The organism is Ruegeria sp. F12 (assembly GCF_056533885.1).
On sequence record NZ_JBQFOV010000005.1, the window covers coordinates 36,605 to 62,733 of the forward strand.

The following is a 26,129-nucleotide window of genomic DNA, read 5'->3' on the forward strand; positions in this document are numbered from 1 at the left end:
TTATGGCCGGTTCAATACCAGCGAATATATTTCTACTAACTCTTCTCTTCCGCGAAGTTTATGCGCGCCAACGCGCTCAAATTCTATTGGGTCGACCAATGCGCTTCGCACTGAACTGGAAACAAGAATATTCACTTCGCCGTTTGCATTGCCCAGAACTCTTCCGGCTTCCTCTAGACGTTGGGCGACATTCACCGCGTCTCCAACTACGGTATAGCTGAGCCTCCCTTCGCTACCGATATTTCCAACGACCACGCGACCGATGTGGATACCTATGCGCAGCCTAACTGAATATGCTAAGCCCACATCTACTCGCCTATGTTGATTGTAGTCCGCAATCCACTTCCCGATATCAATCGCCGCGTTGCAAGCCAAGTCGGCCGCATCGTCTTGATGTTCCAGAGCACCCCAGATCGCCATCACAGAGTCTCCAATAAATTTGTCGATGGTACCACGGTTATTTTGGATACAGCTGGCCAACCCTGCAAAATGATCATTCAGAAACGATGCCGTTTGAGGAGCTGTGAGATGTTCCGACAATGTCGTAAACTCAACAATATCTGTGAACATAATAACCACGTCCCGGTGGGAAGACTTTGTCTGCTTCCCTGCGTTTTGACGCATTAATTGTCTTACCAACCGTTTTGGCACATAGAGTTCAAACCAGCGCAGACCCTCGAGCATGAAATTGTACGAGCGTGCCGCCTCATCCAATTCCCGGAAAAAGGATCCTTCGATCTCATCGACATTCGAAATGTCGAGATCATGCACTCGCTTCGCACTGTCCGACAAGCGGCGCACGGGTTTGGCAATTTCCTGACCAATTAAAGCCGCCACTCCGGCCGATATAATCGCCATGACAAGGCAGAATATGATGGCCCATTTCAAACGAGCCGCTTCCGCAATAATGTCGTGGGTTTCAAAGTAAGTAGCTACGGTAAGTGGCTGAACACCATAGTCAGATAACTCTTCAAAGAATATGACAAACTCCCAATCAGCGTAGGCAACAAAACGAGTATTCGCTCCGGTTAGAAAATACTTCGCGATACTAAATCGGTCATTCGGCTGCCACATTGCTGAAACAATTGGATCGGCAAAACGGTCTTGTTGTGGAAGTGGTACAGCACGGTTCAAACCGGCATAACCAAACGCCATAAGTGGGTGGGCTAAAACAGCGTCCCTACTGTACAGAATGAAGACGTTTGCACCGAATTCCATTTCCTGATCAGCCAAAAATTCAGATAATTTTATGACTGAAACCCAAGCTGACAGGACACCGACTATCGTACCTTTCTGAATGACTGGCCTTTGGTAACTCAGTACAGATTGGCCGTATTCTTCACGCCAGAGAATTTTGCCCCAATGAGCTTTTCCTGAATCAATTGAATCGTCAATAAGGTGTCGCAGGTCGATATCGTCTCCAAGTTTCGAGAATATGGGAAGCGTCTCGTCTTCGGTACGTTCAACACCTGTCAGGACTTGCCGTCTGTCTATGAATTGTATCCGAAGAATTTGAGGGGTCGCTGAAACGGCACCAAGTAATAGGCTAACGAATTCTTCAGAACCGTCCGGTTCAACTTCCTCCGAAGAAATCTTGCTCGCGATAAAATCGATCTGATCTGAAGCTGCGGTTAGATAACGCTCCACTTGTTGACGTTGCGTACCAATTATGAGCTGAGCCTTTTGTGTGAGCAACTCTGAGGTGTTGCGATAGCCAACGACTAACCCCACGCCCAGTACACCAGCTACTGAAGTGAGAACAAAGAAACCCAGCCCAAGTGCCAAAGCGACTGACATCGAGGCATGCCATTCGCTGCCATTCCCTTGGGATGTGTTTCCTTTAAAATCCCCCATGACATGCCCCGTGAACGAGACTATCTATTGGTGTAATTCGTCAGATTATATGCAAATTCTTATTTTTTTGAAAGTTCTGCTTGTAAGATTGAGCCGTGGCATGGGCCTTCAACGACCTCTGAGGGCCCACCCTCAACACCCGTAACACCCGAAACCACTGGGGCATAAACGGGGGCATTTCTCAGAGGGTTTAGCCCCAAGTGCCTGCTGTCTATCTATGTTCTGATGAACTGGCTGGGGTGGTAGGATTCGAACCTACGATACACGGTACCAAAAACCGCTGCCTTACCACTTGGCTACACCCCAACGGTGAGGCGCTATCTACGATTGTTGTTTGGGGGGTTCAAGCCCTTTCCCGCAAAAATATGAACGCAGTCAGAAAAAAGTTTGCCAAGATATGTAACCGTTGGAAACATAGCTTTGAGTTGCTTTTCCGTGCTGGTCATTTCGCGTTTTACCAAGAAAACGCCGACGGCGCAGGTTGCTTGTTTCAAGTAGATGTCGTCGGTACGATTCTGCGGTAGGTTTCCCAAGGGGTATTGGCGCGCCGGGATCGTGAAGACTGGGCACTCGGCCAGGCCAGTGAAATTGCAAAAGGACAGACCGGACATGAAGTTTCTACGCACGCCGGACGAGCGGTTCCAATCTTTGGAAGGTTACGATTTCGAACCGCATTATTCGATGGTCGATGATACCGAAGGCGGAGAACTTCGGGTCCACCATGTGGACGAAGGTCCAGCGGACGCCAACCCTGTTCTGATGATGCATGGCGAACCAAGCTGGTCTTTCCTCTATCGTCACATGATCAAAGGCTTTGTCGCGCGCGGACATCGGGCGGTTGCGCCGGATTTGGTCGGGTTTGGTCGGTCTGACAAACCGACCGAGCGCTCGGATTACACCTATGCGCGCCACGTGTCGTGGATGGGGGACTGGCTGCGCGGGGTGGATCTGACGAATATCACTCTGGTCTGTCAGGATTGGGGCGGGTTGATCGGATTGCGCCTTTGGGCCGAGATGCCGGACCGCTTTGCCCGTATCGTGGTTGCCAACACGGCCCTGCCTACCGGCGATCAGCCGATGGGAGAGGCATTCGAAAACTGGCGTAAATTCAGCCAGGAGGTTCCCGTGTTCCCGGCGGGGGGGATCTTGAAAGGCGGTACGCAAAAGCCGATGTCAGACGACACGATTGCCGCCTATGACGCGCCATTCCCGGACGAAAGCTATAAGGCCGGGGCGCGGCAGTTCCCGATGTTGGTGCCAGCATCGCAGGACGATCCTGAGGCTGAGCCAAACAGAAAAGCCTGGGCTCTTATCCGCACCTTGCAGACCCCGGTGTTGACGGCTTTTGGGGCGGATGACAAGGTCATGGCTGGGATAGATACGGTGTTTCAGCGGCTCTGTCCGGGGGCCAAGGGGCAGCCCCACACAATCCTGCCGGACGCCGGTCATTTTCTGCAGGAAGATGTCGGGGCGGAACTGGTCGATCTGACCTGCGATTTCATCGCCCGAACGTCCTGACTCTATTCCCGAACTTCTTCGGGGTCGACGCCCCAGAGGTTGGATTTCAGCGTCCAGCCACGGTGCCCTCCGGCCGAGACATGGCACCAGTCCAATGTGCAGCTGCCCAGGCGCGCAACTACGCCGGATTCGAATTGCGCGCTGATCTGAGCGCTGGAACTGGGGTTGGCATAGACCGGCAACATATCCGTTTCGATCAGAACGGTGCGCACACCGGATAACAGGGCGTAGTGCACCCAGCCTCCAGCGCCGTCACGGTCCTGAACCCTGCGCCAGTTGCCATATTCGGCGGTGATTTGCAGCGGCATGCCGCGCCGCTTGAACACCCAGTCGATTCGATGAGTCAGGGAGGGCCCGCGCCGCACATTGCCCTCGGCCGCCTTCATCGAGACATAGCGTGGCAGCGGCAGATTCGTGACCGGACCGCGCTTGTCCTGCGCGCTGGCGGCCAGACCTCCGGTCGAGATCAGAAAAACGCTCAACACCGACGCTAAACGGCGCTTTAGGGGTAGAAAACCTCTCACGGACTGCCTGCTCTTGTGCCTGTTGATCTTGTTGCGAAAAAAGCTTGGTTCAATGCCATGGGGTTCTTGTGCCCCGCCTTTTCCTGCGCCACGATGACATGGCGCGCGCAGGTTTGCAAAGCAGTGGGAGTGCACAGGTGCCAAGAGAACGTCTGAGTGTTGTCGTAACGCGACGGTTGCCCGAGGCGGTGGAAACGCGGTTGAGCGAATTGTTCGATGTAAAGCTGCGCGACGACGACGCCCCAATGACGCGGGATGAGCTGGTCGCAGCGGTCAAAACGGCGGATGTGCTGGTTCCCACCGTTACCGATACGATTGATGGCGGGGTGCTGGGGCAGGCGGGTGAAAACCTGCGGCTGATCGCGAACTATGGCGCTGGCGTCGATAATATTGATGTGGCCACCGCGCGTCAGCGGGGCATCCTTGTCTCCAACACGCCCGGTGTGCTGACCGATGACACGGCGGATATGACGATGGCGTTGATCCTCGCCGTGACCCGTCGTATCCCCGAAGGCCTGACAACCATGCAAAAGGGCGAGTGGGAAGGCTGGGCTCCGACCGCCTTACTGGGTGGCCGGATCGGCGGACGTCGGCTGGGTATTCTTGGCATGGGCCGGATCGGTCAGGCCGTGGCGCGTCGCGCCAGCGCTTTTGGAATGCAGGTGCATTATCACAATCGCCGCAGGCTGCGCGCTGAGACGGAACAGGCGCTTGAGGCGACCTATTGGGAAAGCCTGGACCAGATGGTTGCGCGTATGGACGTGATTTCGATCAACTGTCCGTCCACGCCCTCGACTTTTCACCTGATGAACGCGCGGCGGCTGAAGTTGATGAAACCCTCGGCCGTGATCGTGAATACCTCGCGGGGCGAGGTGATAGACGAAAACGCGCTGACCCGGCAGATCCGCGCTGGTGAGATCGCAGGGGCAGGTCTGGACGTCTACGAACACGGCACCGACGTGAACCCGCGATTGCGACAGTTGCCCAACGTGGTTCTGTTGCCCCATATGGGGTCCGCCACGCTGGAGGGTCGGATCGAGATGGGCGAAAAAGTTATCATTAATATCAAAACATTCGAAGATGGGCACCGCCCACCGGATCAGGTGGTTCCTGCCATGCTTTAATCGGCACGGCCGACTGGCCGGGTATCAATTTTTCAGGAGGATACTATGAAACGACGTCTGATTTCCGGCTTGTTCCTGTCGGCTTTGGCCTTTGCGTCACCGGTTTTCGCGCAGGAGGCTGCCGACGCGGTTTCGCCCGAAGGCGGGTCCGTAGGCCAGGTTCAAGGCCTGACCGCCGAGGTCATTGCCGCGCTTGAGGCGAAGATGGAGGGCAAGCCGGTCACTGCGCAGAACTGGATGGTTGCAGCGGCCAACCCGTTGGCGGTTGAGGCCGGGGCCAAGGTGCTGCGGGCAGGGGGGTCGGCTGCGGATGCGATGGTCGCGGTTCAGGTGGTGCTAGGCCTGGTCGAGCCGCAATCCTCTGGTCTGGGCGGTGGCGCGTTTCTGGTCTGGTATGATGCCGCGACTGGCAAGATGACCACGCTGGACGGGCGCGAGACAGCCCCGCTTGAGGCCACTCACCGGCTGTTCCACGACGAAAATGGCGAACCCCTGAAATTCTTCGATGCTGTAGTCGGGGGACTGTCCGTTGGAACACCGGGAACGCCAGCCCTGTTAGAAGAGGCGCATCGCCGCTGGGGTCGAAGCCCGTGGCCCAGCCTGTTTGCGGATGGGATTGCGCTGGCCGAGGACGGATTTCTGGTTTCTCCACGACTGGCGGGGCTGGTCGAAAAGGACGCCGAACGGTTGTCACGCTTCCCTGTGACGGCGGAATATTTCCTGCCGGATGGCAAGCCGTTAGAGCAGGGTCAGCGCCTGATGAACCCCGACTATGCGGAAACACTGCGCACTTTGGCCAGCGAAGGCGCGGCAGGGTTCTACGGTGGCGAGATCGCAGCGGGGATCGTCAGCACGGTGCGTGGGGCGGAAGGAAACCCCGGTGTGCTATCGGGCATTGACCTGGCCCTGTATCAGGTGATCGAGCGCGAGCCGGTCTGTGCCGCCTATCGTGCCTACGAGATCTGCGGCATGGGGCCGCCCTCTTCGGGCGCGCTGACAGTTGGGCAGATTTTGGGCATGCTGGATGGTTATGATCTGGCGGCCATGGGACCGGAAGATGTTCAAAGCTGGCGGCTGATCGGCGATGCCTCGCGCTTGGCTTTTGCCGACCGGGGGCGGTACATGGCTGATCACGACTTTGTCCCGATGCCGACCAACGGGCTTGTTGACCCGTCTTATCTGTCCGAGCGTGGCGGTCTGTTGAATGAGAGCGAAGCCTTGATCGACGTGGCGCCGGGCAACCCGGCCTTCGATCATGCATCAAACTGGGCGGATGATGAATCTCTGGAATTGCCGTCGACCTCGCATATCTCGATTGTCGATCAATTTGGCAACGTCCTTTCCATGACGACCACGATCGAGAACGGCTTTGGCTCTCGATTGATGACCAACGGGTTTCTGCTGAACAACGAATTGACCGATTTCTCGTTCAAGACGCATCGCGATGGCGTGCCAATTGCCAACCGGTTGGAACCCGGCAAGCGCCCGCGTTCGTCGATGAGCCCGACAATCGTGATGCAGGACGGCGCGCCTGTTCTGGCTATTGGCTCTCCGGGCGGCAGCCGGATCATTGGCTATGTGGCCAAGTCGATCATCGCGTGGGCGGATTGGGATATGGACGTGCAGCAGGCTCTGTCCCTGCCGCATCTGGTCAACCGGTTCGGGACTTATGATGTTGAGCTGGGAACAGCGGCCGAAGGGTATGCAGATCAGTTGACTGCGCTTGGGTATGAGGTCAATCCACGGGATCTGACCTCGGGCCTGCACGCGATTGAGATCGGGGATGTCCTGATCGGCGGTGCAGATCCACGTCGCGAAGGAATCGCGCTGGGCGAATAGCCCGGCGATCAGGGGGGAGGAACAGTATGGTGCAGGCAGTCGCTTTGCCTCGGAACGAGGCTGGGATCGAAACGGTCATAGGCGTTCTAAAGCAGAAATTCGGCGACCGCCTGCAAACCGGCCAGGCCATTCGGGAACAGCATGGGCATACGACGACCTGGATTGAAAATCAGGCCCCGGACGCTGTGGTGTTTCCTCAGACCACCGCAGAAGTGTCCGAGATTGTCAAAACCTGCGCCACGCATAAAGTGCCGGTTATCGCTTTTGGCACCGGCACCTCGCTCGAGGGGCATGTCAATGCGCCGGCCGGAGGTATCTCGGTCGACCTGACCCAGATGAACAAGGTTCTGACCGTGAATGCCAGTGATCTGGACTGTGTCGTGCAGCCCGGCGTCACGCGTGAGGATCTGAACACGCATCTTCGCGATCAGGGGTTGTTCTTCCCCATCGACCCCGGCGCCAATGCCTCATTGGGGGGGATGGCGTCAACGCGGGCTTCAGGGACGAATGCAGTGCGCTATGGCACGATGAAGGACAATGTCCTCAGCCTCGAGGCGGTGATGCCGGACGGGCAGATCATTCGCACCGGGCAACGGGCCAAGAAATCCTCGGCCGGGTACGACCTAACGCGGTTGTTGATAGGGGCCGAGGGGACGCTAGGGGTCATCACGGAAATCACTTTGCGGCTGCAAGGCATCCCCGAGGCGATTTCTTCGGCGCGCTGTTCCTTTCCAACCGTGGATGCGGCTTGCCAGGCGGTGATGATGACCATCCAATACGGCGTTCCCGTGGCCCGGATCGAGTTGCTGGACGAAATGTCGGTAAAGGCGGCCAATGCCTATTCCAATCTGACATTGCCCGAAACGCCACTGCTTTTGCTCGAATTCCATGGCTCGGAAAACGGCGCGATCGAGCAGGCAGAAACCTTCGGTCAGATTGCCGAAGAATTCGGCGGTACCGATTTTGCGGCAACCTCGACCACTGAGGAACGCAGTAAGCTGTGGCAGGCGCGGCACGACATCTATTGGGCTTGTCTGCAGCTGCGTCCGGGTGCACGCGGAATTTCAACCGATGTTTGCGTGCCCATTTCGCGTTTGGCCGAATGTGTCACCGCCACACAAAACAAGGCAGAGGAACTTGGGTTGATCGCGCCTATGGTCGGCCATGTCGGGGACGGGAATTTCCATACCTTGTTGCTGATCGATATGGAAAACGCCGACGAGGTGGCCAATGCCGATCAGTTTGTCGGCTGGTTGAATGAATTGGCCATTTCGATGGACGGCACCTGCACCGGCGAGCATGGAATAGGGCAGGGCAAACGCCCCTATCTGATCAAGGAGCTGGGGGACGCAACCCGCTATATGGCGGCGATCAAGGTGGCGCTCGACCCGGACAATATCATGAACCCCGGCAAGATCCTGTAGCGGCTTTCACTGTCATTTGAGCGATTGCTGACGCCAAAAGTCGGTTTTGCACTTTTTTGCGTCGGCTGGACTTGGCGCTTAGGCCTCGGGCTTGGGCATAAACCTTGCAAATTAGACTCAATCCGGAGAACGGGCGAATGAAAACCCAAGTCAAAGCACTGGTCGTTGGCGGTGGTGCCGTCGGGACCTCGATTGCATACCACCTTGCCAAGGCAGGCTGGGACGATGTGATGCTGATCGAACGTGACGAGCTGACCTCGGGCTCCACTTGGCACGCGGCTGGCCTGCTGCCACTGTTCAACATGTCCTACGCGACAACCCACATCCACAAATACTCGGTCGATTTCTACAAGACACTTGAGGAAGAGACTGGCTTAAATGCTGGCTTTGCCGTGGTTGGCAACCTGCGCATGGCGCAGACGCAAGAGCGTATGGACGAATACATGCTTTATGCCTCGACCGCCGAGACCTGCGATGTGGCCTATGAGTGGCTCACACCCGAGCAGATCAAGGAACGCTGGCCGCTGATCGAAACCGGCGATCTGAAAGGTGCGATTTATCACACCGAAGATGGCTACATTAACCCGGCCGACGTGACACAAGCGATGGCCAAAGGTGCCCGTCAGCGCGGTGTTGATATTGTGCGCAAGATGCAGGCTGACGCGTTCCACTGGAACGGCACTCATTGGGAAGTCACCTGCACCAAGATGGTCGAAAAGGGCGGCAACCTGGTGCCGTTGGACGAGCAGGTTGTAATCACAGCCGAGCATGTCGTGACCGCCTCGGGCAACCACGCACAGCGCACCGCCAAAATGCTGGGTATCAAGATGCCCGCCATCCCGGTCGAGCACACCTTCATCGTCATGGACAAAGATCCCGAACTGGTCAAATGGCGCGAAGCAGGCAACCCCGAGCATCCCGTCGTCCGTGACGCCGACAACGAGTCTTATGCGCGCGAGGAACGTGGTGGCTGGATTCTGGGCATCTACGAACACGGCGCGCCCGCACAGTTCGAATATGGTGTGCCGGACAGCTTCCGCGCGGACCTGTTCCCGCTGGATATCGACCGGATTGCCGACCAGTACATGGCGATGGCCGAGCGTGTACCCTCTTGCGCCGAATCCGGCCTGAAAGACGATTTCAACGGCCCGATCTGCTATACGCCTGATGGCAACCCGCTGGTTGGCCCCGCTCCGGGCCTGCGCAATATGTGGCTGGCCGAGGGCTTCTCGTTCGGGATCACTGCTGCAGGCGGCACCGGCTATTATTTGGCGCAGATGATGGTCGATGGCGAAGCCGAGATCGACATGGCCTCGCTGGACCCCAAACGGTATTCGTCGAACTGGATGACCACCGAATTCGCGGCGCGCAAGAACGAAGAATGCTACGAGCACGTCTACATCCTGCACCACCCCGACGAAGAGCGCGAAGCCTGCCGTCCGCTGCGTACTGTTCCGGCCTATGACCGACAGAAAGCGCGTGGCGCACAATTCGGCTGGGTGAACGGCTGGGAACGTCCGAACTATTTTGGCCCCGTCGATGCGCCGGATAACTTCGACAAGGAAAGCCGCAGCTTCCGTCGCGGTGGTTGGTGGAAACACGCTGTGGAAGAGGCCAAAGCGATCCGCGAAGGCGTTGGCCTGATCGACGCGTCGGCCTTCACCAAGCATGTCGTCAAAGGCCCCGGCGCGACCCAGTTTCTGGATTGGTTCACCTGTAACAAGCTGCCCAAGGTCGGTCGCATCAACCTGACCTACGCGCTGACCTCGCATGGGACCACCCGCACTGAATACACCATCGTCCGCAATGGCGAGAATCACTACTACATCGTCTCCGCAGGTGCCTGGACCGAGTATGACGCGGACTATCTGCGAAAAGCGGCCGAGGACAAGATGGAGGAGTTTGGGTATATCGAGATACAGGATGTGACCACTCAGTGGGGTGTCTTCGCCATCGCCGGACCCAAGTCGCGTGATGTCCTGAAAGCGGTCATCAAAGACGCCGATCCGGAAACCGCACTGTCCAACAAGCGCTTCCCATGGCTGTCGGCCCGTCAGATCGAACTGGGCATGTGCCCCGTGAACGCCATCCGTGTGGCCTATACCGGTGAGCTGGGTTGGGAACTGCACCACCCGATCGAAATGCAGAACTATTTGTTCGATCTGTTGGAAAAGGCTGGTGAGAAACACGGTATGAAGCTGGTTGGTGCCCGCGCGCAGAACTGGCTGCGTCAGGAGAAATCCTATCGCGCCTTCGGCACCGAACTGGGCCGCGACGCGACCCCCCTCGAGGCCGATCTGCCGCGCTTTGTCGACCTGTCGAAAGACTTCTACGGCAAAACCAAGCTGGAAGAGACCGGTGTGCGCGTAAAGTGCTGCACACTGCTGATCGACGGACCAGACGATGCTGACCCGTGGGGTCGCGAAGCGCTCTATACGCCGGAAGGCGCGCGCGTGGGTCGTTTGACCTCGGGCGGGTATTCGGTGGCCTTCGAGAAATCGATCGGCATGGGCTATGTGCCCCCCGAGCTGGCAGTTGAAGGCACCAAGCTACAAGTCAAAATTCAGGACAAGCTGTGGGATGCGGTTGTGACTTGTGACAGCCCCTATGATCCTAAAAACGAAACGATCCGTAAAGACGGTTGATTCTGAGCTTAGCTTTAGGCGGGGCTCCAAAATGGGCCGCCTAAGGCGGCCCATGCCTCCGGCGGAGGTATTTTCAAACAGAAGAAGCGGGGGCTGGTGACATGATCCAGCCCCCCTGCTTTTGGCTAGGGGGGCCTTCTCCTGTTACGGCCAACGGCGCCTCCGCCTGTACCGCAAAATCACTATTGCTCATCAGAGTTAACGACCCGTTACTTCTTCTGTTCAAAAATACCTCCGCCGGAGGCAAACCTGCTTAAGCAGGTTTTCGTGGCGCATCTCTGGGGAGAAATATTACGTGGTTTCCGAAGATGGATTGGATAGGGCCCATCCTTGGCAGAGAACTTATTCTCATCAAGTGCCCGAGTTTTCCGCAATGAAAGCGATATTGTTTGCGGGCATCTCTAATATTTTGAGAATCGTTAGACCTCGGGCCTGCAAATACGCGGCAATTTCGGAGTCATTCTTATAGCCGATCTCGGGGTCTTGTTGGACCAGGGCCTGGTGAAACCGTTGATCACCATCGCTGGTCAATTTGCCCGCGCGCATGAAAGGACCGTATAGGATAAATCGCCCTTTAGGCTCCAGCGTCTTTGAAACCTCAGTTAGAATCGTGCAGGTTTCAACCCAGCTGATAAGATGGGTCAGATTAATCAGGACGATAAGATCCTTGCCGCCAAATTCTCGATGCCATCCCTCCGCCGTGGCGTCCAGAGTGGCGGCGACTTTGATGTTCTCTTGCTCGACCGTGTATGTATTGATGCTGGCGCGGCGGTCGGGGTCGATCTCAGTCGGGTGCCAGGTCAGGCCGGGCAGGCGCTGGGCAAAGGCGCTCACATGCTGGCCTGTCCCGCTGGCAATTTCCAATGCGTTCCCGCTGTCAGGGGCCCATTGCGCCAGCAGATCGCAGAGCACATCTGCATTGCGGGTCGCAGCAGGCGCGACCATTCGGGCGCCCTCGACCTGAGTTGCAACGCTGGCGTTAGGAGGAAGGGTTCGTTTGCTCATTGTCGCAGCCTGTCGGGTTTAAGGGCGTTCACAATTTCCGCGTCTAGTTCGGGCGGTGCGCCGATTGCCAAGTCGGCAACTATTTTAGACGCCGCCGCCGCCGTTTGAAACCCGTAGCCACCCTGGCCAGCCGACCAGATAAAATTGGGTTCGATCGGGTCCGGTCCCAGAACCAGCGTCCCATCAGGCGCAAAACTGCGTAGCCCCGCCCAGTTTGTCTCGACCCGCGTGACGGCTTCGGTCACCATTTCTTCATAGCGCGCAAGCCCTTCCGCCAAGACCAAGTCGTCGGCATAAGCGTCTTGCGGTGGTACCAAGTCAGCCTCGGATGGCGAGACGATCAATTTCCCAGCATCGGGCTTTGCGTACCAGCTTTCCCCAGCACCCAGCAGCATTGGCCAATCTCGCAAATCATGACCGCCCGGCGCGGGAAGACGCGCCATCGATCGACGTAGTGGAGATATCCCGATCGGTTTGATCCCTGCTAATGCCGCGACCTGGTCCACCCACGGCCCGGCTGCGTTGACAATTACGCGAGCTTCAAAGCTGCCGTTGGCCTCGACAATCCAGTTTCGATCCCGGCGCAGCGCGGTGACGCGGGATTTCGTCAGAATGTCTCCGCCATTGCGTCGGATCGCTTGTGCAAAGCTCTGCATAAGACGGTCGGTATCGATGTCGAACGCGGCGTCGCTGATCGCTGCAAAGCGAACGGCGTCAGCGTTGAGGATTGGGATTCGATTCACAGCTTCGGCAATTGATATGGGATGCATGTTCAAGGATGCGGTATCATTGGACATTTGCAGGGCTTGATCTGCTCGACCCACCAGCATCAGGCCACGCGGTGTCAGATAACCACCCTTGTCGGTCTTCAGAAAGCTGGCGCTGGCCCGGTTCAAGGCAACGACAGACTCTGGGCCGTAATTCTCTTCAAATAGTGCGGCTGAACGCCCCGACGCGTGATAGCCCAGGGCGTCTTCGGCCTCCAAAACCACAACCCGTCCATGGGCTGACAGGCGCGCGCCAGCGCTGAGCCCGGCGATACCGCCACCGATGACTAGGAAATCTATCATATCCCTCTCTTCGCAGAGTGCGGGGCGAAGTACACAAGGTTTGCCGCCGATCTACAAGCAGTGTTGAAATTGCACCTCAACCCATACAAAGAATGCCCCATTGATATAGGAGGATAGGGTGACTGGCGATAACTTACACCCGATGGCCACGGGACATATACCGTCCTACGTGACCCAGGCCGATGGCAGCGACTTTCTTTTAACGTTTATGTTCATTTTCACGGTTGGAGTGATCATTTTGATTGGGGTGGGATATTTCACCCTGCATTCGATCCCAGAAAAAATCGCACATGAATCCAACCACCCCCAGTTCCAACTGGTTGGTATTCTAGCGCTTCTTGCGCTGTTTACTCATAATGGTCTGTTTTGGATTGCTGCCATTCTGGTTGCCGGATTCCAGTTCCCTGACATTGGTGCCCCTTTGCGGGCCATCGCAGATGCGATCCGATCGTTGGGTCCGCAAGCGCAAGACCCAGCCACGCCTCCTCGGGCGGAACATCAGGAGCAATAAGGCATGCTTGAAACACTGATGTGTGCACTGATCACGGTGCTGCCTGATTTTCTGTTCCGTCGTTACGTGCAGGGCAAACGGATAGGCCATGAAATTACGCTGTTCACCATGTGGTACGAGCTGCGCTGGGGGCTGACGACCTGTGCCATTCTGGCACTGACGGTGATCACGACGCTGTTTTACTTTCACCCGGCCAGCCGGACGGCAGCGTCCTATTTCCGCACCGTGACGATCCTGCCGCAACTGGGAGGGCGCGTGTCCGAGGTCTATGTGACTAACAACCAGCAGGTGGTCGCAGGTCAGCCGATCTTCCGAATGGAGGATTTTACCCAAACGGCGATGGTCGAGGCTGCTCATGCGCAGATCGCGCAGGTTCAGGCCTCGTTGAAAGTGGCCGAGACAGACCTGGCCGAAGCAACCGCCGGGATTGCGGGTGCCAAAGCCTCATTGGATCAGGCGATTGAAGACCTTGAGCGCAACACCACGCTGCGCGACGAGGGATCCAGCGCCGTGCGTCTGGCCGAGATCGACCGGCTGGAAAACATCGTCGCCGAACGCGAAGCCAAGCTGGTGGCGGCCGAGGCGCAACGGGCTGCGGTTGTGCAACAGATCGAAGAGCTGATCCCGGCGCAGCTGGCCAGTGCAAATGCGCAACTGGACGCCGCCCTGACCGAGCTGGACAAGACAGTGGTTGCCGCGGGCGTGACGGGCCGGATCGAACAATTCGGCCTGCAAGTTGGCGATTTTGTCAGCCCTTTGCTGCGGCCTGCGGGAATTCTGGTGCCGTCGCATTCGGGTCATGACCGGTTTCAGGCGGCGTTCAACCAGATGGCGGCCCAGGTAATCAAGCCGGGCATGGTGGGCGAACTGGGCTGCATGACCAAGCCTTTTACGGTCATTCCTATGGTTGTGGTCGATGTGCAGGACGTGATCCCATCAGGGCAACTCCGCCCTTCGGATGAACTGCGCGATGTGCAGACCAATACAAATCCGGGGTCCATTCTGGTCTATATGGAGCCGTTGTATAAAGGGATGGCTGACGACATTCCTCCGGGCAGCAACTGTTTGGCGAATGTCTATACCAGCAATCATGAACGGCTGGAACATGAGGACCTCGGCTTCTGGCACGCCGCGTTTTTGCACGTGGTTGATACAATTGGGGTGGTTCATGCGGCGGGCTTGCGCCTGCGGTTGATCCTGATGCCGGTGAATACGTTGGTGCTGAGCGGGCACTGATTTCAACTTGGTCTGGCCTGGTACACGTTATCCGGCCAGACCGTTGCGGTGCAGCCCCGCAAAAACCTTGTCGTTACGGGCGTCGTCGTAGGGCCGCCAGTCCCGCATCCGGTCGACATAGCCCTCGGACAGGCCTTCGCAAGCGGCCAGAGCCTCCTGTGCTTCATCCACGCGGTCCAAGGCGGCAAGGCAGATGGCGCGGCGATACAGCATGTTGGGATCGTTGGGGCGCACATTGACGGCGCGATCTGCCCAGTCCAACGCTTCGATATTTTCACCCGCAACCAGATACATCCGGGCAATTGCCCAGAAATAGAACCCCCGGTCCGGTTCCCGCGGAGACAAGGCCAGAGCCTTGCGTATTTCCTCGGCTGCCTGTGGGACGATACTGGCATCGGCAAGTTCGGACCGGTTGAAATAGGCCAGTTTCGCGCGTGTGAAAAAGGGATTCAGGCGGATCGCGTATTCCAATTCCTTCAGGCTTAACGCCTTCTCTCCTTGCCAGACATAGGCTGTCGACATCACATAATGCGCAAACGGAGATTTATTGGCCAGTTCCAACCCTTTTTGCGCAGCGGCCACTCCCTTGGCCAACACGTCCTTTGAACGCTCGGACGCACCAAACCCATATTCCTTGAGATAGGCCCATCCCAGCCCCGCCCAGGCATCACCATAGTCTTCATCCAGTGCCACAGCGGCCTGAAACTCAACCTGTGCCGCTTGCAAATCTTCCAGCCCAGGCTTTCTAAGTCCCGACATCCCCCGCAGGTACCTTTCCCACGCCCCTAGATGGTCGGGGCGTTTACGGCGAATGCGGTCGATCTCTCCCTCGACCAGCTCGGTGTCCAATGCGGTGACGACACGCAAGGTGATGTCGTCCTGAATCTCGAACACGTCTTCGAACGGCCGGTCGTATTTCTCGGACCAGAGGGCAAGCCCGGTTGTTCCCTCGATATATTCCACCGTCACCCGCACCCGAGGGCCCGACCGGCGCAATGTTCCGGTCACAAGATACTGTGCCCCCAAAACCCGTGCGGCGTCTTCGACGCTCAGTTCTGGGTTCAGGGACAGGCTGGACGCGCCCGAGACAACCGGCACCCGGCCCATCTGTTGCAGGCCTGAGATGATGTCTTCGGCCAGCCCTTCGGCGAAAAAGGCATGTTCAGGATCGGGGGAGTGGTTCTGGAAAGGCAAGACCGCAAGGGTCGGCGGACCTGTGCGGATCACGGGTCGGGACGGCGCGGGCGACGTCCCCGCAGCCTGCCAGCGAAACACGGTCAGAGGGCGCGAAATGTTTTTTAGCTGATGTTGGCCATCATGTGTCAGGTGTTTTGTTTTGCCCTGCGGCAGCGCATCGACAAATGCCTGCGAGGCGGCCAGCCCCCCGGCGTGGCAAAGGCCTTCCAATCGGGCGGCAATATTGACGCCGTCGCCCAGAATGTCCTGATCGTCAACGAACACATCCCCAAGATGCGCCCCAATGCGCAGCAGGATGCGCGCGTCTGGCGGCTGCTGCCGAGCCTGCGCTGCGGCCTCGGTCTGAATCCGCATCGCAGCGGTTAGCGCTGTGTCAGGCTCCGGGAATTCGGCCAGAAAGCCGTCGCCCATCGTCTTGACCAATCGTCCCTGATTTTGTTCCAGCGCGGGCGAGATGATCGCGTTCCGCAGATGGCGTACAGCGCGCAGGGTTCCGACCTCATCGGTTTCGGTCAGATGGGCGTAGCCCAGCACATCCATGGCCAGAATGGCGGCACGTCGTTTGCCGTCCAGAAAATCCTCCATCGCGGTCCCTCGCAAGCCGTGCCTTGGGCAATCTTACGCGGTTTGCGCCATGAATGCATGACAAGAAAAAAGCCCGCCAAACGAGGCGGGCTTTGTCTAATGCTATTTACGCGTGGCTTACTGCGGGATCTCGCCGTCCAGCCCTTCGACGTAGAAGTTCATGCCCGCCAGCGTACCGTCATCAGCGGTTTCGCCATCCGCCAGCCAATCGCTGCCGTCCTGCTTCTTCAGCGGGCCGGTGAAGGGGTGGTATTCGCCTGCGGCCATCGCGGCTTTCAAGGCCAGCGCCTCTTCCTTGACGTCGGCAGGGACGGCGTCGGAAATCTCACCGATCTCAACCATGCCTTCTTTGATGCCGTCCCAAGTGCTTACGGTCTCCCACGAGCCATCCATGACGGCCTGCGTGCGGGCGATATAGTAAGGTGCCCAGTTGTCGATGATCGACGAAACACGCGGGAAGGGTGCGTATTCGCTCATGTCCGAGGCTTGGCCAAAGGTGACAACATTACCTGCCTCTTGCGCGGCCGCTTGCGGGGCGGTCGAGTCGGTGTGCTGCAGAATCACGTCGGCGCCCTGTTCGATCAGAACGGTGGCGGCGTCAGCCTCTTTCGCCGGGTCGAACCAAGTGTAGGCCCAGACGATCTTGAATTCGACATCCGGGTTCACCTTCTTGGCGTGGATATAGGCCGAGTTGATGCCACGGATCACTTCGGGGATTGGGTAGGACCCGATATAGCCGATGATGTTCGACTTGGTCATTTTGCCCGCGATGTGACCCTGCACCGCGCGGCCCTCATAGAAACGTGCCGAATATGCCGAGACGTTAGGAGCGGTCTTATATCCGGTCGCGTGTTCGAACTTCACGTTCGGGAATTTCTTGGCCACGTTGATAGTGGGGTCCATGTAGCCGAACGAGGTGGTAAAGATCAGATCTGCGCCTTCCAGCGCCATCTGGGTCATCACACGTTCAGCATCCGGGCCTTCGGGGACGGATTCAACGAACACGGTCTCGACCTTGTCGCCAAAGTGCTTTTCGACCGCCTGACGGCCCTTGTCATGCTCATATGTCCAGCCGCCATCGCCGACGGGGCCGACATAGACAAAGCCGACCTTGGTCTTGTCTTCGGCCATGGCACCCGTGGCCAGACCCAGCGCCACGGCGGCGCTTGTCAGTAGAGTGGTGAATTTCATGTGTTACTCTCCAAGTTGGTTTTAGTTGGCCCCTAGTGCGAGGCATGGAAGGTTCGGCCCAATGCGGCAGGTGCGCTGCTCTTGTCGGCCGAAAGGATCACAAGCACAAGGATCGTGATGATGTAGGGCGACATTGCCAGATACTCGACCGGAATGGCAACGCCCGCTGCCTGCAAATTCAGCTGCAACACGGTGATACCGCCAAACAAATAGGCACCCAGCAAGGCGCGCCATGGCTTCCAACTGGCGAAGACCACCAGCGCAAGCGCAATCCAGCCGACACCGGCAGTCATGCCCTCGGTCCATTGCGGCACGCGGATCAGGCTGATGTAGGCTCCGCCCAGCCCGGCACAGGCCCCGCCGAACAGGATCGCCATAATGCGGATCTTGATGACTTTGTAGCCAAGCGCATGCGCCGCATCGTGGTTCTCGCCCACGGCGCGCAGAATTAGGCCGACGCGCGTGTATTTCAGCGTGGCCCAGACGGCGGCCGTGAGTGCGATGCCTACATAAAGGATCGGGTCATGCTGGAACAGGATCGGGCCGATCACCGGAATATCGCTGATCACCGGGATATGAATGTCGCCCATGCTTGGGGGCTTGATCCCCACATAGCTTTGTCCCAACAGGGCGCTGAAGCCCAGACCAAACAGCGTCAGAGCCAAGCCGCTGGCCACCTGATTGGCCAGTGCTACCTGCGTCAGCAGAACGAATAGCAGCGACAGCACCGCGCCGCCGATAGCGGATGCGATGAACCCCAGCCAAGGTGAGCCGGTCTCGACCGAGATCGCAAAGCCGCTGATCGCGCCGACGATCATCATGCCCTCGACGCCAAGGTTCAGAACACCTGCTTTTTCAACGACCAGTTCTCCGATCGCGGCCAGCAGCAGGGGGGTTGCGGCCACCATTAGCGAGGCGACCAGAAGGACGGGATTGATTTCACCAAGGTCCATATCACGCTACCTCGCTACGGGCCGCACGGATGCGGAAGTTTGTTAGAAGATCAAAGGCCAGCAGGAAGAACAAAAGCATCCCCTGAAACACCTGGATGGCAGCGGCAGGCAAGCCCAGTTGGGATTGCGCGATTTCACCACCGATATAGGTCAGCGCCATCAGGAAGCCGGCCAGCAGAATGCCCACCGGATGCAGGCGGCCAAGGAAGGCCACGATGATGGCGGTAAAGCCATAGCCCACGTTAAAGTCGATGCTGACCTGACCGGCAGGGCCGGACACCTCGAACATACCCGCCAACCCGGCCAACATGCCCGACAGACCCAGGCAGAACAGGATCAGCCGTGCCGGATTGACGCCTGCGAATTTAGCTGCACGCGGGGCCTCGCCCGTCAGGCGGATATGAAAGCCCAGCATGTGTCGGTTCAACAGAACATAGGCAAAGATCACTGCAATCAGCGCCGTCACCACGCCCCAATGCATCCCCGATCCGGCAATCAGCTCGGCATTGTGGGCGCTGTCATAGGACTGCAGGTTGCGCGAGCCGGGAAAGCCGAATCCTTCGGGGTTCTTTAGCAATCCAAGCGAGACCGAGGCCAGCATCTGTTCGGCCACATAGACCAGCATCAGCGACACGAGGATTTCATTGGTGCCAAAACGTACCTTCAGAAAGGCCGGGATCATCGCCCACAGCCAGCCCCCGAACGCGCCCGCAATCACCATGATAGGAAAGATGTAGAACGCCTCCAGCGGGTAAAAGGCCAAACCCGCACCGGCGCCAAAGATGGCGCCCATGATGTACTGACCCTCGGCCCCAATGTTCCAGATCCCTGCCCGAAACCCCAGCGACAAACCGATGGCGATCAACACCAAAGGCGCGCCCTTCACCAGCAATTGCGGGCGGTAGTAGAATGCGAACTCTCCGAACAGAGGCTCCCAGAATATGGTGCCGATGGCTTCGACCGGGTTCTTGCCCAGCAGGGCGAACAGCAAACCGCCAAACACCATCGTTGCCACCACCGCGACCAGAGGGGTCGCATATGACCACGCTTTCGACGGCTGAGGCCGTTTCTCCAACACAATCATCTGCTCAAACCCCCAGGTCTTTTTCTCGTTCCAAATACGGCCGCCGGAGACGGTTCCACGGCTTACACATGCGCCACCTCCATGCCATGAGCACCGCCCATCATCAGGCCGATCTCATCGACCGTCAGACCGGTGGTTTTTCGCGGCGCACTCAGGCGGCCTTCGTTCAGCGCCGCAAAGCTGTCGGAGATCTCCATCAACTCGTCCAGATCCTGCGAAATGCAGATCACCGCTGTCCCCTTTGCCGCCAAATCCAGAATGGCCTGCCGGATGGAGGCTGCGGCGGCGGCATCCACGCCCCATGTGGGCTGGTTCACCACCAGCACATCGGGGTTTTGCAACACCTCACGCCCAATTACGAATTTCTGCAGGTTCCCACCCGACAAAGACCGCGCCGCGTTCTCGGGGCCAGGCGTGCGGACGTCAAAGGCGCTGATGATTTTCTCGGCAAAGCTTTTGGTCTCGGCCCATTTCAGGAAGCCATTATTTTCCAACCCTTCGCGGACGGATCCTGTCAGCAAGGCGTTTTCCGTCAGGCTCATATCAGGCGCTGCGGCGTGGCCCAGCCGCTCCTCGGGCGCGGTCAGCACACCGAGCTTGCGCCGCGCGGTGGGGCCCAGCTTGCCAATCGGCTGGCCGTTGAACTTGATCGCATCGGCCGCAGTCGGGATTTCGCCCGACAGCACCCCCAGCAATTCATCCTGCCCGTTGCCTGCGACGCCGCCGATGCCCAGAACCTCGCCCTTGCGGACGGTCATGTGAACATTGCGCAGCGCGGTACCGAATTCCGACGGAGACGGTACCGACAGCCCGCTGACATCCAGAGCAACTTCGCCAAAATCCCGCCCTGACCGTTCCGGTGTTTGCAGGGTCGAACCCACCATCATCTCGGCCATGTCCCGCGCCGAGGTCTCAGAGGGAACACACTCGCCCACGTTCTTGCCCAGACGCAGGATTGTCGCGTGGTCGCACAGCGTGCGGATCTCTTCCAGCTTATGCGAGATATACAGGATCGAGGTACCTTCGGCGCGTAATTTGTTCAGTGTTTCAAACAAGATATCGACCTCTTGTGGGGTCAAAACCGATGTTGGCTCGTCCATGATCAGCAGTTTGGGGTCCTGCAGCAGGCAACGGATGATCTCGACCCGCTGACGTTCGCCTGCGGACAGGTCGCCCACCGTGCGATACGGGTCCAGCGGCAGGCCATAGGTTTCGGACACTTCTCGGATACGTGCGGCCAGATCGCCCATGGGCGGCGGGTTCTCCATTCCCAATGCGATATTCTCGGCCACGTTCAACGCGTCAAACAACGAGAAATGCTGGAACACCATCGCGATCCCATCGGCGCGGGCCGCGCGCGGTTCGGGCGGGGCGAACGGCTGGCCGCGCAGCAGCATCGTGCCGCTATCGGGTTTCACCAGCCCATAGATCATTTTTACCAGTGTGGACTTGCCAGCGCCGTTTTCGCCCAGCAGGGCGTGTACTTCGCCTTCGCCGATATCGAAGGACACCTGATCATTGGCCACGACGCCAGGATAAGCCTTGGTTAGCCCTTGCAGACTTAATAGTGGAGTGGTCACGCGCTCAGGTCCTTCTTCAACTCGGTTTGTCGGGCAGGGCGCAGAAGCTGCGCGGCGACGCCGACGGCGATCATCTGCGGGTGTTTGCCCAAGGCGGGGTCGCCGATTGGGCAAGTGATCCGACTGATCCGTTCGGGGGAATGCCCGAGGGCCGCCAGCCGCGACCGGAATCGCGCCCATTTCGTAGCGGAGCCAATCAAGCCAGCAAACCCAAAACCACGCGTCAACAGTCGATTGCACAGCTCAAGGTCCAGATTGTGCGAATATGTCAGCACAAGATGTTCAGCGTCCTGCGGGGCGTGGCGGACAAGCTCGGCAGGTTTGGCTGCTGGAACTGGTGTGACGCTCGCAGGAATACTGTCGGGAAATCGCTCAGGCCCCGTATCGACCCATGTGATCGCCAGATCGGGCAGGGGGGCCAAAACGTCGACCAGCGCCCGCCCGACATGACCCGCACCCCAAATCCAGAAGTTGCGGGTTGGTTGATGAACCGGCTCGACCATCCAGCCGTCCAGCAGTTGTGGCTCGGGCGCAATGCCCTGACCGCGCGCCTCGGCCAGCAGCCGTTTGACCGACAACGGCATGTCGCCGCCGGTCGGAGATCGCGCGATGACGGTATCGTCCAGCGCATTTACCGCTTTGTGATCATAGACTTCACTGAGCAGCGAAACCGCGCCGCCACAGCATTGACCCATGTCAGGACCCAGCGCGTGATGGGTCAGCCGCGCCGGCGCGGCCTGCGACCTTGCCGCCTGCGCAGCCTGATATTCCAACGTGCCGCCACCGATTGTGCCGCTTTGTCCGCCTTCCCAGACCAGCATGGCGGCACCGACCTCACGCGGGGACGAGCCCTTGATCACGGTGATGACCACGCGGACCACGCGTCCGTGGGTATTGACCGCCTCCCTCAAAGCCTCAAGATCAAATCCCATTAGATGCCCCCTTTCATCCGCTGGACGCCGTGCCAGACCTCTTCGGCAGTGGCGGGCGCATCCAAAGCGGGGTAAGCGTCACCGCAGGCTGCCACCGCATTCGACAGGGCCAGCCAAGCCGAGATACCCAGCATGAAGGGCGGCTCTCCCACCGCTTTCGAGCGATAGATCGTGTCCTCGCGGTTCTCGCCATCCCAGAGCGCGACATTGAAGATATCGGGCCGGTCTGAGCAGGCTGGGATTTTGTAGGTCGAGGGCGCATGCGTGCGCAGGTTACCTTTTCCGTCCCAGACCAGTTCCTCGGTCGTCAGCCAGCCCGCGCCCTGGACATAGCCACCTTCTACCTGCCCGATATCCAGCGCCGGGTTCAGCGAGGCGCCTGCATCGTGAAGGATATCCGTACGCAGGATGCGGTTTTCACCGGTCAGCGTGTCCACCGCCACCTCGGTGACGGACGCGCCATAGGCGAAGTAGAAAAACGGTCGGCCCCGGCCTGCGATCCGGTCCCATTCGATCTTGGGGGTTTTGTAGAACCCCGTGGCGGACAGGCTGATACGGCCCTGATAGGCCAGCGCGGCGGCTTCGGCGAAGGTATAGCGTTCTGCGCCGACCGAGACGTGCCCATCCGCGAACGTGACCGCCGATGGATCAGCCTGATGCCGTTCGGCCAGATAGTCCGCCATCCGGTCACGGATCTTGTCGCAGGCGGCCTTTACAGCCATCCCGTTTAGATCGCTGCCCGAGGACGCAGCTGTGGCTGACGTGTTCGGCACTTTGGCCGTGTCAGTGGCGGTGATCTTGACCATCTCAAGGGGAATACCGAACCGCGACGCGGCCACCTGCGCGACTTTCTGGAACAGGCCCTGTCCCATCTCGGTGCCGCCATGGTTCAGGTGAACCGAGCCGTCCTGATACACATGCACCAGCGCGCCCGCCTGATTGAGGTGGGTCAGCGTGAAGGAAATCCCGAATTTGACCGGCGAGAAGGCGATACCCTTCTTTATCACGCCGTTCTTCGCGTTCCACTCGGCGATGGCGGCCTTACGGGCGGCATAGTCGCTGGATGTCAGAAGTGCTTCGGTCATGCCGTGCAGTTCGAAATCGCTGACTTCCATACCGTAAGGCGTGGTGTTGCCGTCGGCGGGTAGGGGGCGAACGGGGGCATTCCCGGTTTCCACAGCACCACGGCTGGTCAGGTCTTCGTGTGGGTCGGGGCGGTCCAGCGGTTTCGCGTGCAGCGGTTGATCGGCCACCTTATGCGCAGGCTCATAATAGTTACGGCGGCGCAGTTCGACCGGGTCCAGCCCAAGCACGTGCGCGGCGTGATCCATCACGCGTTCGATCCCGACCATGCCCTGAGGGCCGCCGAACCCGCGATAGGCTGTGGCGGATTGGGTGTTGGTTTTCAGTCGATGGCTTTCAATCCGGGCATTCGGCAGCAGATAGGCATTGTCGGAATGCAGCATCGCGCGGTCAGCGACGGGCAGCGACAGGTCCTGCGCCCAGCCACAGATGACGTAATGGTGGAAGGAGACACCCTGAATATGGCCGTTCTCATCAAACCCAGCCTTGTAGGCAATGCGGAAGGCGTGGCGCTTGCCGGTGATGATCATGTCATCATCGCGGTCATAACGCATCTTGCAGGCCTTGCCGGTGGCGCGGGCGGCGATGGCGCAGGCGACGGCCAGAGCGTTGCCCTGACTTTCCTTGCCGCCGAACCCTCCGCCCATGCGGCGAGTTTCAACCCGTACGGCGTGCATGGGCACACCCAAGGCATCGGCTACTTTATGCTGAATCTCGGTCGGGTGTTGGGTCGAGCTGTGGACCAGCATGTCCGCGCCCTCATTCGGCAAGGCCAGAGCGGCCTGGCCTTCCAAATAAAAATGTTCCTGCCCGCCGAGTTCAAAGGAACCTTCGATCACGTGGGGGGCCGACGCGATCGCCACGTCTGCATCGCCCTTGGCATAGATGCGGGGGCCGTCCTCGAACCGGCTGTCAGCGGCCAGAGCCTGTTCGATGGTCAGGATCGGTGTGTCTTCGGCATAGTCAATCTTGCCCAGCCGTGCAGCCTTGCGAGCGGCCAGATGGCTGGTCGCCACCACCAGAAACACGGGCTGGCCGATATAATGAACCGTGCCGTCCGACAGCAGCGGCTCATCATGGATCGAGGGCGAGACATCATTGGTAAAAGGCAGATCATCCGCCGTCATCACTTGCACCACACCCTTGGCGGCTTTTACTGCCGACAGGTCCATCGTGGTGATCGTGCCCTTGGCAATCGGGCTGAGGCCAAAGGCCAGATGCAGCGTGCCCTTGGGCGTTGGGATGTCATCCACATAGCGCGCGGCACCTGCGACATGCAGCGGGGCTGCGTCATGGGGGAGGGGTTTGGTCACGCTCATGCCGTCACCTTGAGTACGTCGGTCACTTCGCCCCGATCTTCAAGGAAATACCGCTCCAGCATCGCTTTGGCGGTTTCCAGACGATAGGTGGCCGAGGCGCGCATATCCGTGAGTGGTTGGTAATCGTCAGCAAAGGCGGGCAGCGCGGCCTGAATGGTCGCAGCGGTCCAGGGTTTGCCGATCAATGCGGCCTCGACATGGGTGGCCCGCTTCGGAGTGCCCGCCATGCCGCCAAACGCGATCCGCGCCTGGGTGACGGTGTCGTCCGTGACGGTGATGTTGAAACAGCCGCAGACGGCTGAAATGTCCTGATCGAACCGTTTGCTGAGTTTGTAGGTTTTCAGCCGGTCCGGTTGGCGGGGGAAGCTGACGGCTTCGACGAATTCTCCGGGCGCGCGGTCTTGTTTGCCGTAGTCGATGAAGAAATCTTCCAACGGGATCTGACGGCGAGTGTCGCCTTTGCGCAGATGCAGGGTTGCACCCAATGCGATCAGGGCGGGCGGGTTGTCTCCGATCGGTGAGCCATTGGCGATATTGCCGCCCACGGTTGCGGCGTGGCGGACCTGAACGCTGGCATAACGCCGGATCATCTCGGCGTAGGAGGGATGGAGGTCTGTCAACGTGTCGCACATGCGGTTCATGTCGACCATGGCGCCGATGTGGATTTCGTCATTGGTGATGGTGATGTTTTTCAGGTCGTCGCAGCGGCTCAGGAAGATGACCGGATCCAGGTCGCGCAGTTGTTTTGTGAGCCAGAGGCCCACATCGGTTGCGCCCGCGATGAGCGTGGCGTTGGGATTTTGTGCATAGATCGCGGCCAGTTCGTCGGATGAGGTGGGGAGCAAGGGGGGCTCCGCCCCCCGGCCTGCGGCCGCCCCCCGAGGTATTTTTGAACAAGAGAAGGATTGGTCGTCTTTAACCCATGCTGGGACTGGCTGGGATTCGGCGGCTCGGGCCGCGCGGATGATGGGGGCGTAGCCAGTGCAACGGCAGAGATTACCCGCAATCTGGGTGTCGTGGTCGGTGACGCCATTGGTGTGGCCCGCGACCATCGACATGACAAAGCCAGGGGTGCAAAAGCCACATTGTGAACCGTGTAGGTCGATCATGGCCTGTTGCACGGGGTGAGCCTGCTGGTCGGGGCCGTTTGCGCCCTCGATGGTGCGGATGGCTTTGCCGTGTAGTTGTGGCAGGAATAGGATGCAGGCATTCAGTGCTTTGCTGGAACCTTCATCCGTGACCATGACGGTGCAGGCCCCGCAGTCACCTTCGTTACAGCCTTCCTTGGTGCCGGTCAGGCCGCGATCCTCGCGCAGCCAGTCCAGCAGAGTTGCTGTCGGATTGACGTCCGCCAGCTCCACTGTCTCTCCGTTCAGAAGAAACGTGATGTTCATTCGAGAAACCCGTCGCCTTACCCGGTTGCGCCCTTCGGTGCCCTTCTTCGATGCGACGTAG

At 58.8% G+C, this 26,129-nt stretch carries 19 protein-coding genes and 1 tRNA gene; 7 read left to right on the forward strand and 13 right to left on the reverse strand.

The annotated features are described in order from the left end of the window. Both ACR0CA_RS08560 and ACR0CA_RS08565 read right to left on the reverse strand, forming a co-directional pair. A complete protein-coding gene (locus ACR0CA_RS08560; RefSeq protein WP_480898333.1) occupies positions 1-1,854 on the reverse strand; it encodes an adenylate/guanylate cyclase domain-containing protein in 1,854 nt (617 codons plus the stop codon). Positions 1,855-2,085: 231 nt separating this feature from the next. Then, positions 2,086-2,160 (reverse strand) — tRNA-Gln (locus ACR0CA_RS08565). A gap of 303 nt (positions 2,161-2,463) precedes the next feature. Between ACR0CA_RS08565 and ACR0CA_RS08570 the strand changes: the two genes are divergently transcribed. Then, complete coding sequence (locus ACR0CA_RS08570; protein WP_480549115.1) at positions 2,464-3,372, forward strand: haloalkane dehalogenase; 909 nt, start codon at positions 2,464-2,466, stop codon at positions 3,370-3,372. A 2-nt stretch (positions 3,373-3,374) separates the two neighbouring features. On the opposite strand, the gene ACR0CA_RS08575 is transcribed toward ACR0CA_RS08570, so the two are convergent. Then, entirely contained in the window at positions 3,375-3,854 is a 480-nt protein-coding gene (locus tag ACR0CA_RS08575) for an SH3 domain-containing protein (protein WP_237215965.1), read from the reverse strand. 179 nt (positions 3,855-4,033) lie between these two features. Between ACR0CA_RS08575 and ACR0CA_RS08580 the strand changes: the two genes are divergently transcribed. The 4 genes from ACR0CA_RS08580 to ACR0CA_RS08595 all read left to right on the forward strand — a co-directional run bounded on the left by ACR0CA_RS08580 (position 4,034) and on the right by ACR0CA_RS08595 (position 10,928). Beyond that, positions 4,034-5,020, forward strand: coding sequence for a 2-hydroxyacid dehydrogenase (locus ACR0CA_RS08580; RefSeq protein WP_170787414.1), 987 nt, complete (start codon positions 4,034-4,036; stop codon positions 5,018-5,020). A 45-nt stretch (positions 5,021-5,065) separates the two neighbouring features. Further along, positions 5,066-6,859, forward strand: a complete 1,794-nt coding sequence (gene ggt / locus ACR0CA_RS08585; RefSeq protein ID WP_480898337.1) for a gamma-glutamyltransferase — start codon at positions 5,066-5,068, stop codon at positions 6,857-6,859. Between the two features lie 26 nt (positions 6,860-6,885). Then, entirely contained in the window at positions 6,886-8,283 is a 1,398-nt protein-coding gene (locus ACR0CA_RS08590; protein ID WP_480898339.1) for an FAD-binding oxidoreductase, read from the forward strand. A 137-nt stretch (positions 8,284-8,420) separates the two neighbouring features. Continuing rightward, positions 8,421-10,928: a GcvT family protein gene (locus ACR0CA_RS08595; protein WP_480898343.1), complete on the forward strand. Its 2,508-nt coding sequence runs from the start codon at positions 8,421-8,423 to the stop codon at positions 10,926-10,928. A gap of 351 nt (positions 10,929-11,279) precedes the next feature. Here the strand turns inward: ACR0CA_RS08595 and ACR0CA_RS08600 are convergent, their stop codons facing one another. Then, positions 11,280-11,933 (reverse strand): DUF938 domain-containing protein, encoded by a 654-nt coding sequence (locus tag ACR0CA_RS08600; protein WP_480898346.1) that lies wholly within the window; start codon positions 11,931-11,933, stop codon positions 11,280-11,282. Then, positions 11,930-13,003 (reverse strand): NAD(P)/FAD-dependent oxidoreductase, encoded by a 1,074-nt coding sequence (locus ACR0CA_RS08605; protein WP_480898348.1) that lies wholly within the window; start codon positions 13,001-13,003, stop codon positions 11,930-11,932. The genes ACR0CA_RS08600 and ACR0CA_RS08605 overlap by 4 nt, the downstream gene beginning before the upstream one ends. A gap of 142 nt (positions 13,004-13,145) precedes the next feature. Here ACR0CA_RS08605 and ACR0CA_RS08610 point away from each other — a divergent pair, with 142 nt between their 5' ends. Both ACR0CA_RS08610 and ACR0CA_RS08615 read left to right on the forward strand, forming a co-directional pair. Continuing rightward, positions 13,146-13,514, forward strand: a complete 369-nt coding sequence (locus ACR0CA_RS08610; protein WP_170769817.1) for a hypothetical protein — start codon at positions 13,146-13,148, stop codon at positions 13,512-13,514. Between the two features lie 3 nt (positions 13,515-13,517). Further along, a complete protein-coding gene (locus ACR0CA_RS08615) occupies positions 13,518-14,750 on the forward strand; it encodes an HlyD family secretion protein (protein WP_480857140.1) in 1,233 nt (410 codons plus the stop codon). A gap of 27 nt (positions 14,751-14,777) precedes the next feature. Here ACR0CA_RS08615 and ACR0CA_RS08620 read toward each other — a convergent pair whose 3' ends face one another. The 8 genes from ACR0CA_RS08620 to xdhA all read right to left on the reverse strand — a co-directional run bounded on the left by ACR0CA_RS08620 (position 14,778) and on the right by xdhA (position 26,068). Continuing rightward, the gene (locus ACR0CA_RS08620; RefSeq protein WP_480898353.1) at positions 14,778-16,532 is read right to left on the reverse strand and encodes an adenylate/guanylate cyclase domain-containing protein; all 1,755 of its coding nucleotides are present in this window, start codon (positions 16,530-16,532) and stop codon (positions 14,778-14,780) included. Between the two features lie 117 nt (positions 16,533-16,649). Further along, positions 16,650-17,723 carry a BMP family ABC transporter substrate-binding protein gene (locus tag ACR0CA_RS08625; protein WP_170768968.1) on the reverse strand — a complete coding sequence of 358 codons (1,074 nt, stop codon included), beginning with the start codon at positions 17,721-17,723 and terminating at the stop codon, positions 16,650-16,652. Between the two features lie 32 nt (positions 17,724-17,755). Continuing rightward, a complete protein-coding gene (locus ACR0CA_RS08630) occupies positions 17,756-18,676 on the reverse strand; it encodes an ABC transporter permease (RefSeq protein ID WP_170768969.1) in 921 nt (306 codons plus the stop codon). 1 nt (position 18,677) lies between these two features. Continuing rightward, positions 18,678-19,760 carry an ABC transporter permease gene (locus tag ACR0CA_RS08635; RefSeq protein ID WP_170768970.1) on the reverse strand — a complete coding sequence of 361 codons (1,083 nt, stop codon included), beginning with the start codon at positions 19,758-19,760 and terminating at the stop codon, positions 18,678-18,680. A 62-nt stretch (positions 19,761-19,822) separates the two neighbouring features. Continuing rightward, complete coding sequence (locus ACR0CA_RS08640) at positions 19,823-21,340, reverse strand: ABC transporter ATP-binding protein (RefSeq protein WP_170768971.1); 1,518 nt, start codon at positions 21,338-21,340, stop codon at positions 19,823-19,825. Further along, positions 21,337-22,272 carry a xanthine dehydrogenase accessory protein XdhC gene (gene xdhC, locus ACR0CA_RS08645; RefSeq protein ID WP_480898356.1) on the reverse strand — a complete coding sequence of 312 codons (936 nt, stop codon included), beginning with the start codon at positions 22,270-22,272 and terminating at the stop codon, positions 21,337-21,339. The genes ACR0CA_RS08640 and xdhC overlap by 4 nt, the downstream gene beginning before the upstream one ends. Continuing rightward, on the reverse strand, positions 22,272-24,674 hold the full coding sequence (xdhB, locus tag ACR0CA_RS08650) for a xanthine dehydrogenase molybdopterin binding subunit (RefSeq protein ID WP_480898358.1): 2,403 nt from the start codon (positions 24,672-24,674) through the stop codon (positions 22,272-22,274). The genes xdhC and xdhB overlap by 1 nt, the downstream gene beginning before the upstream one ends. Beyond that, a complete protein-coding gene (gene xdhA, locus ACR0CA_RS08655) occupies positions 24,671-26,068 on the reverse strand; it encodes a xanthine dehydrogenase small subunit (protein WP_480898360.1) in 1,398 nt (465 codons plus the stop codon). Before xdhA ends, xdhB begins: the two co-directional genes overlap by 4 nt. Positions 26,069-26,129 lie beyond the last annotated feature (61 nt).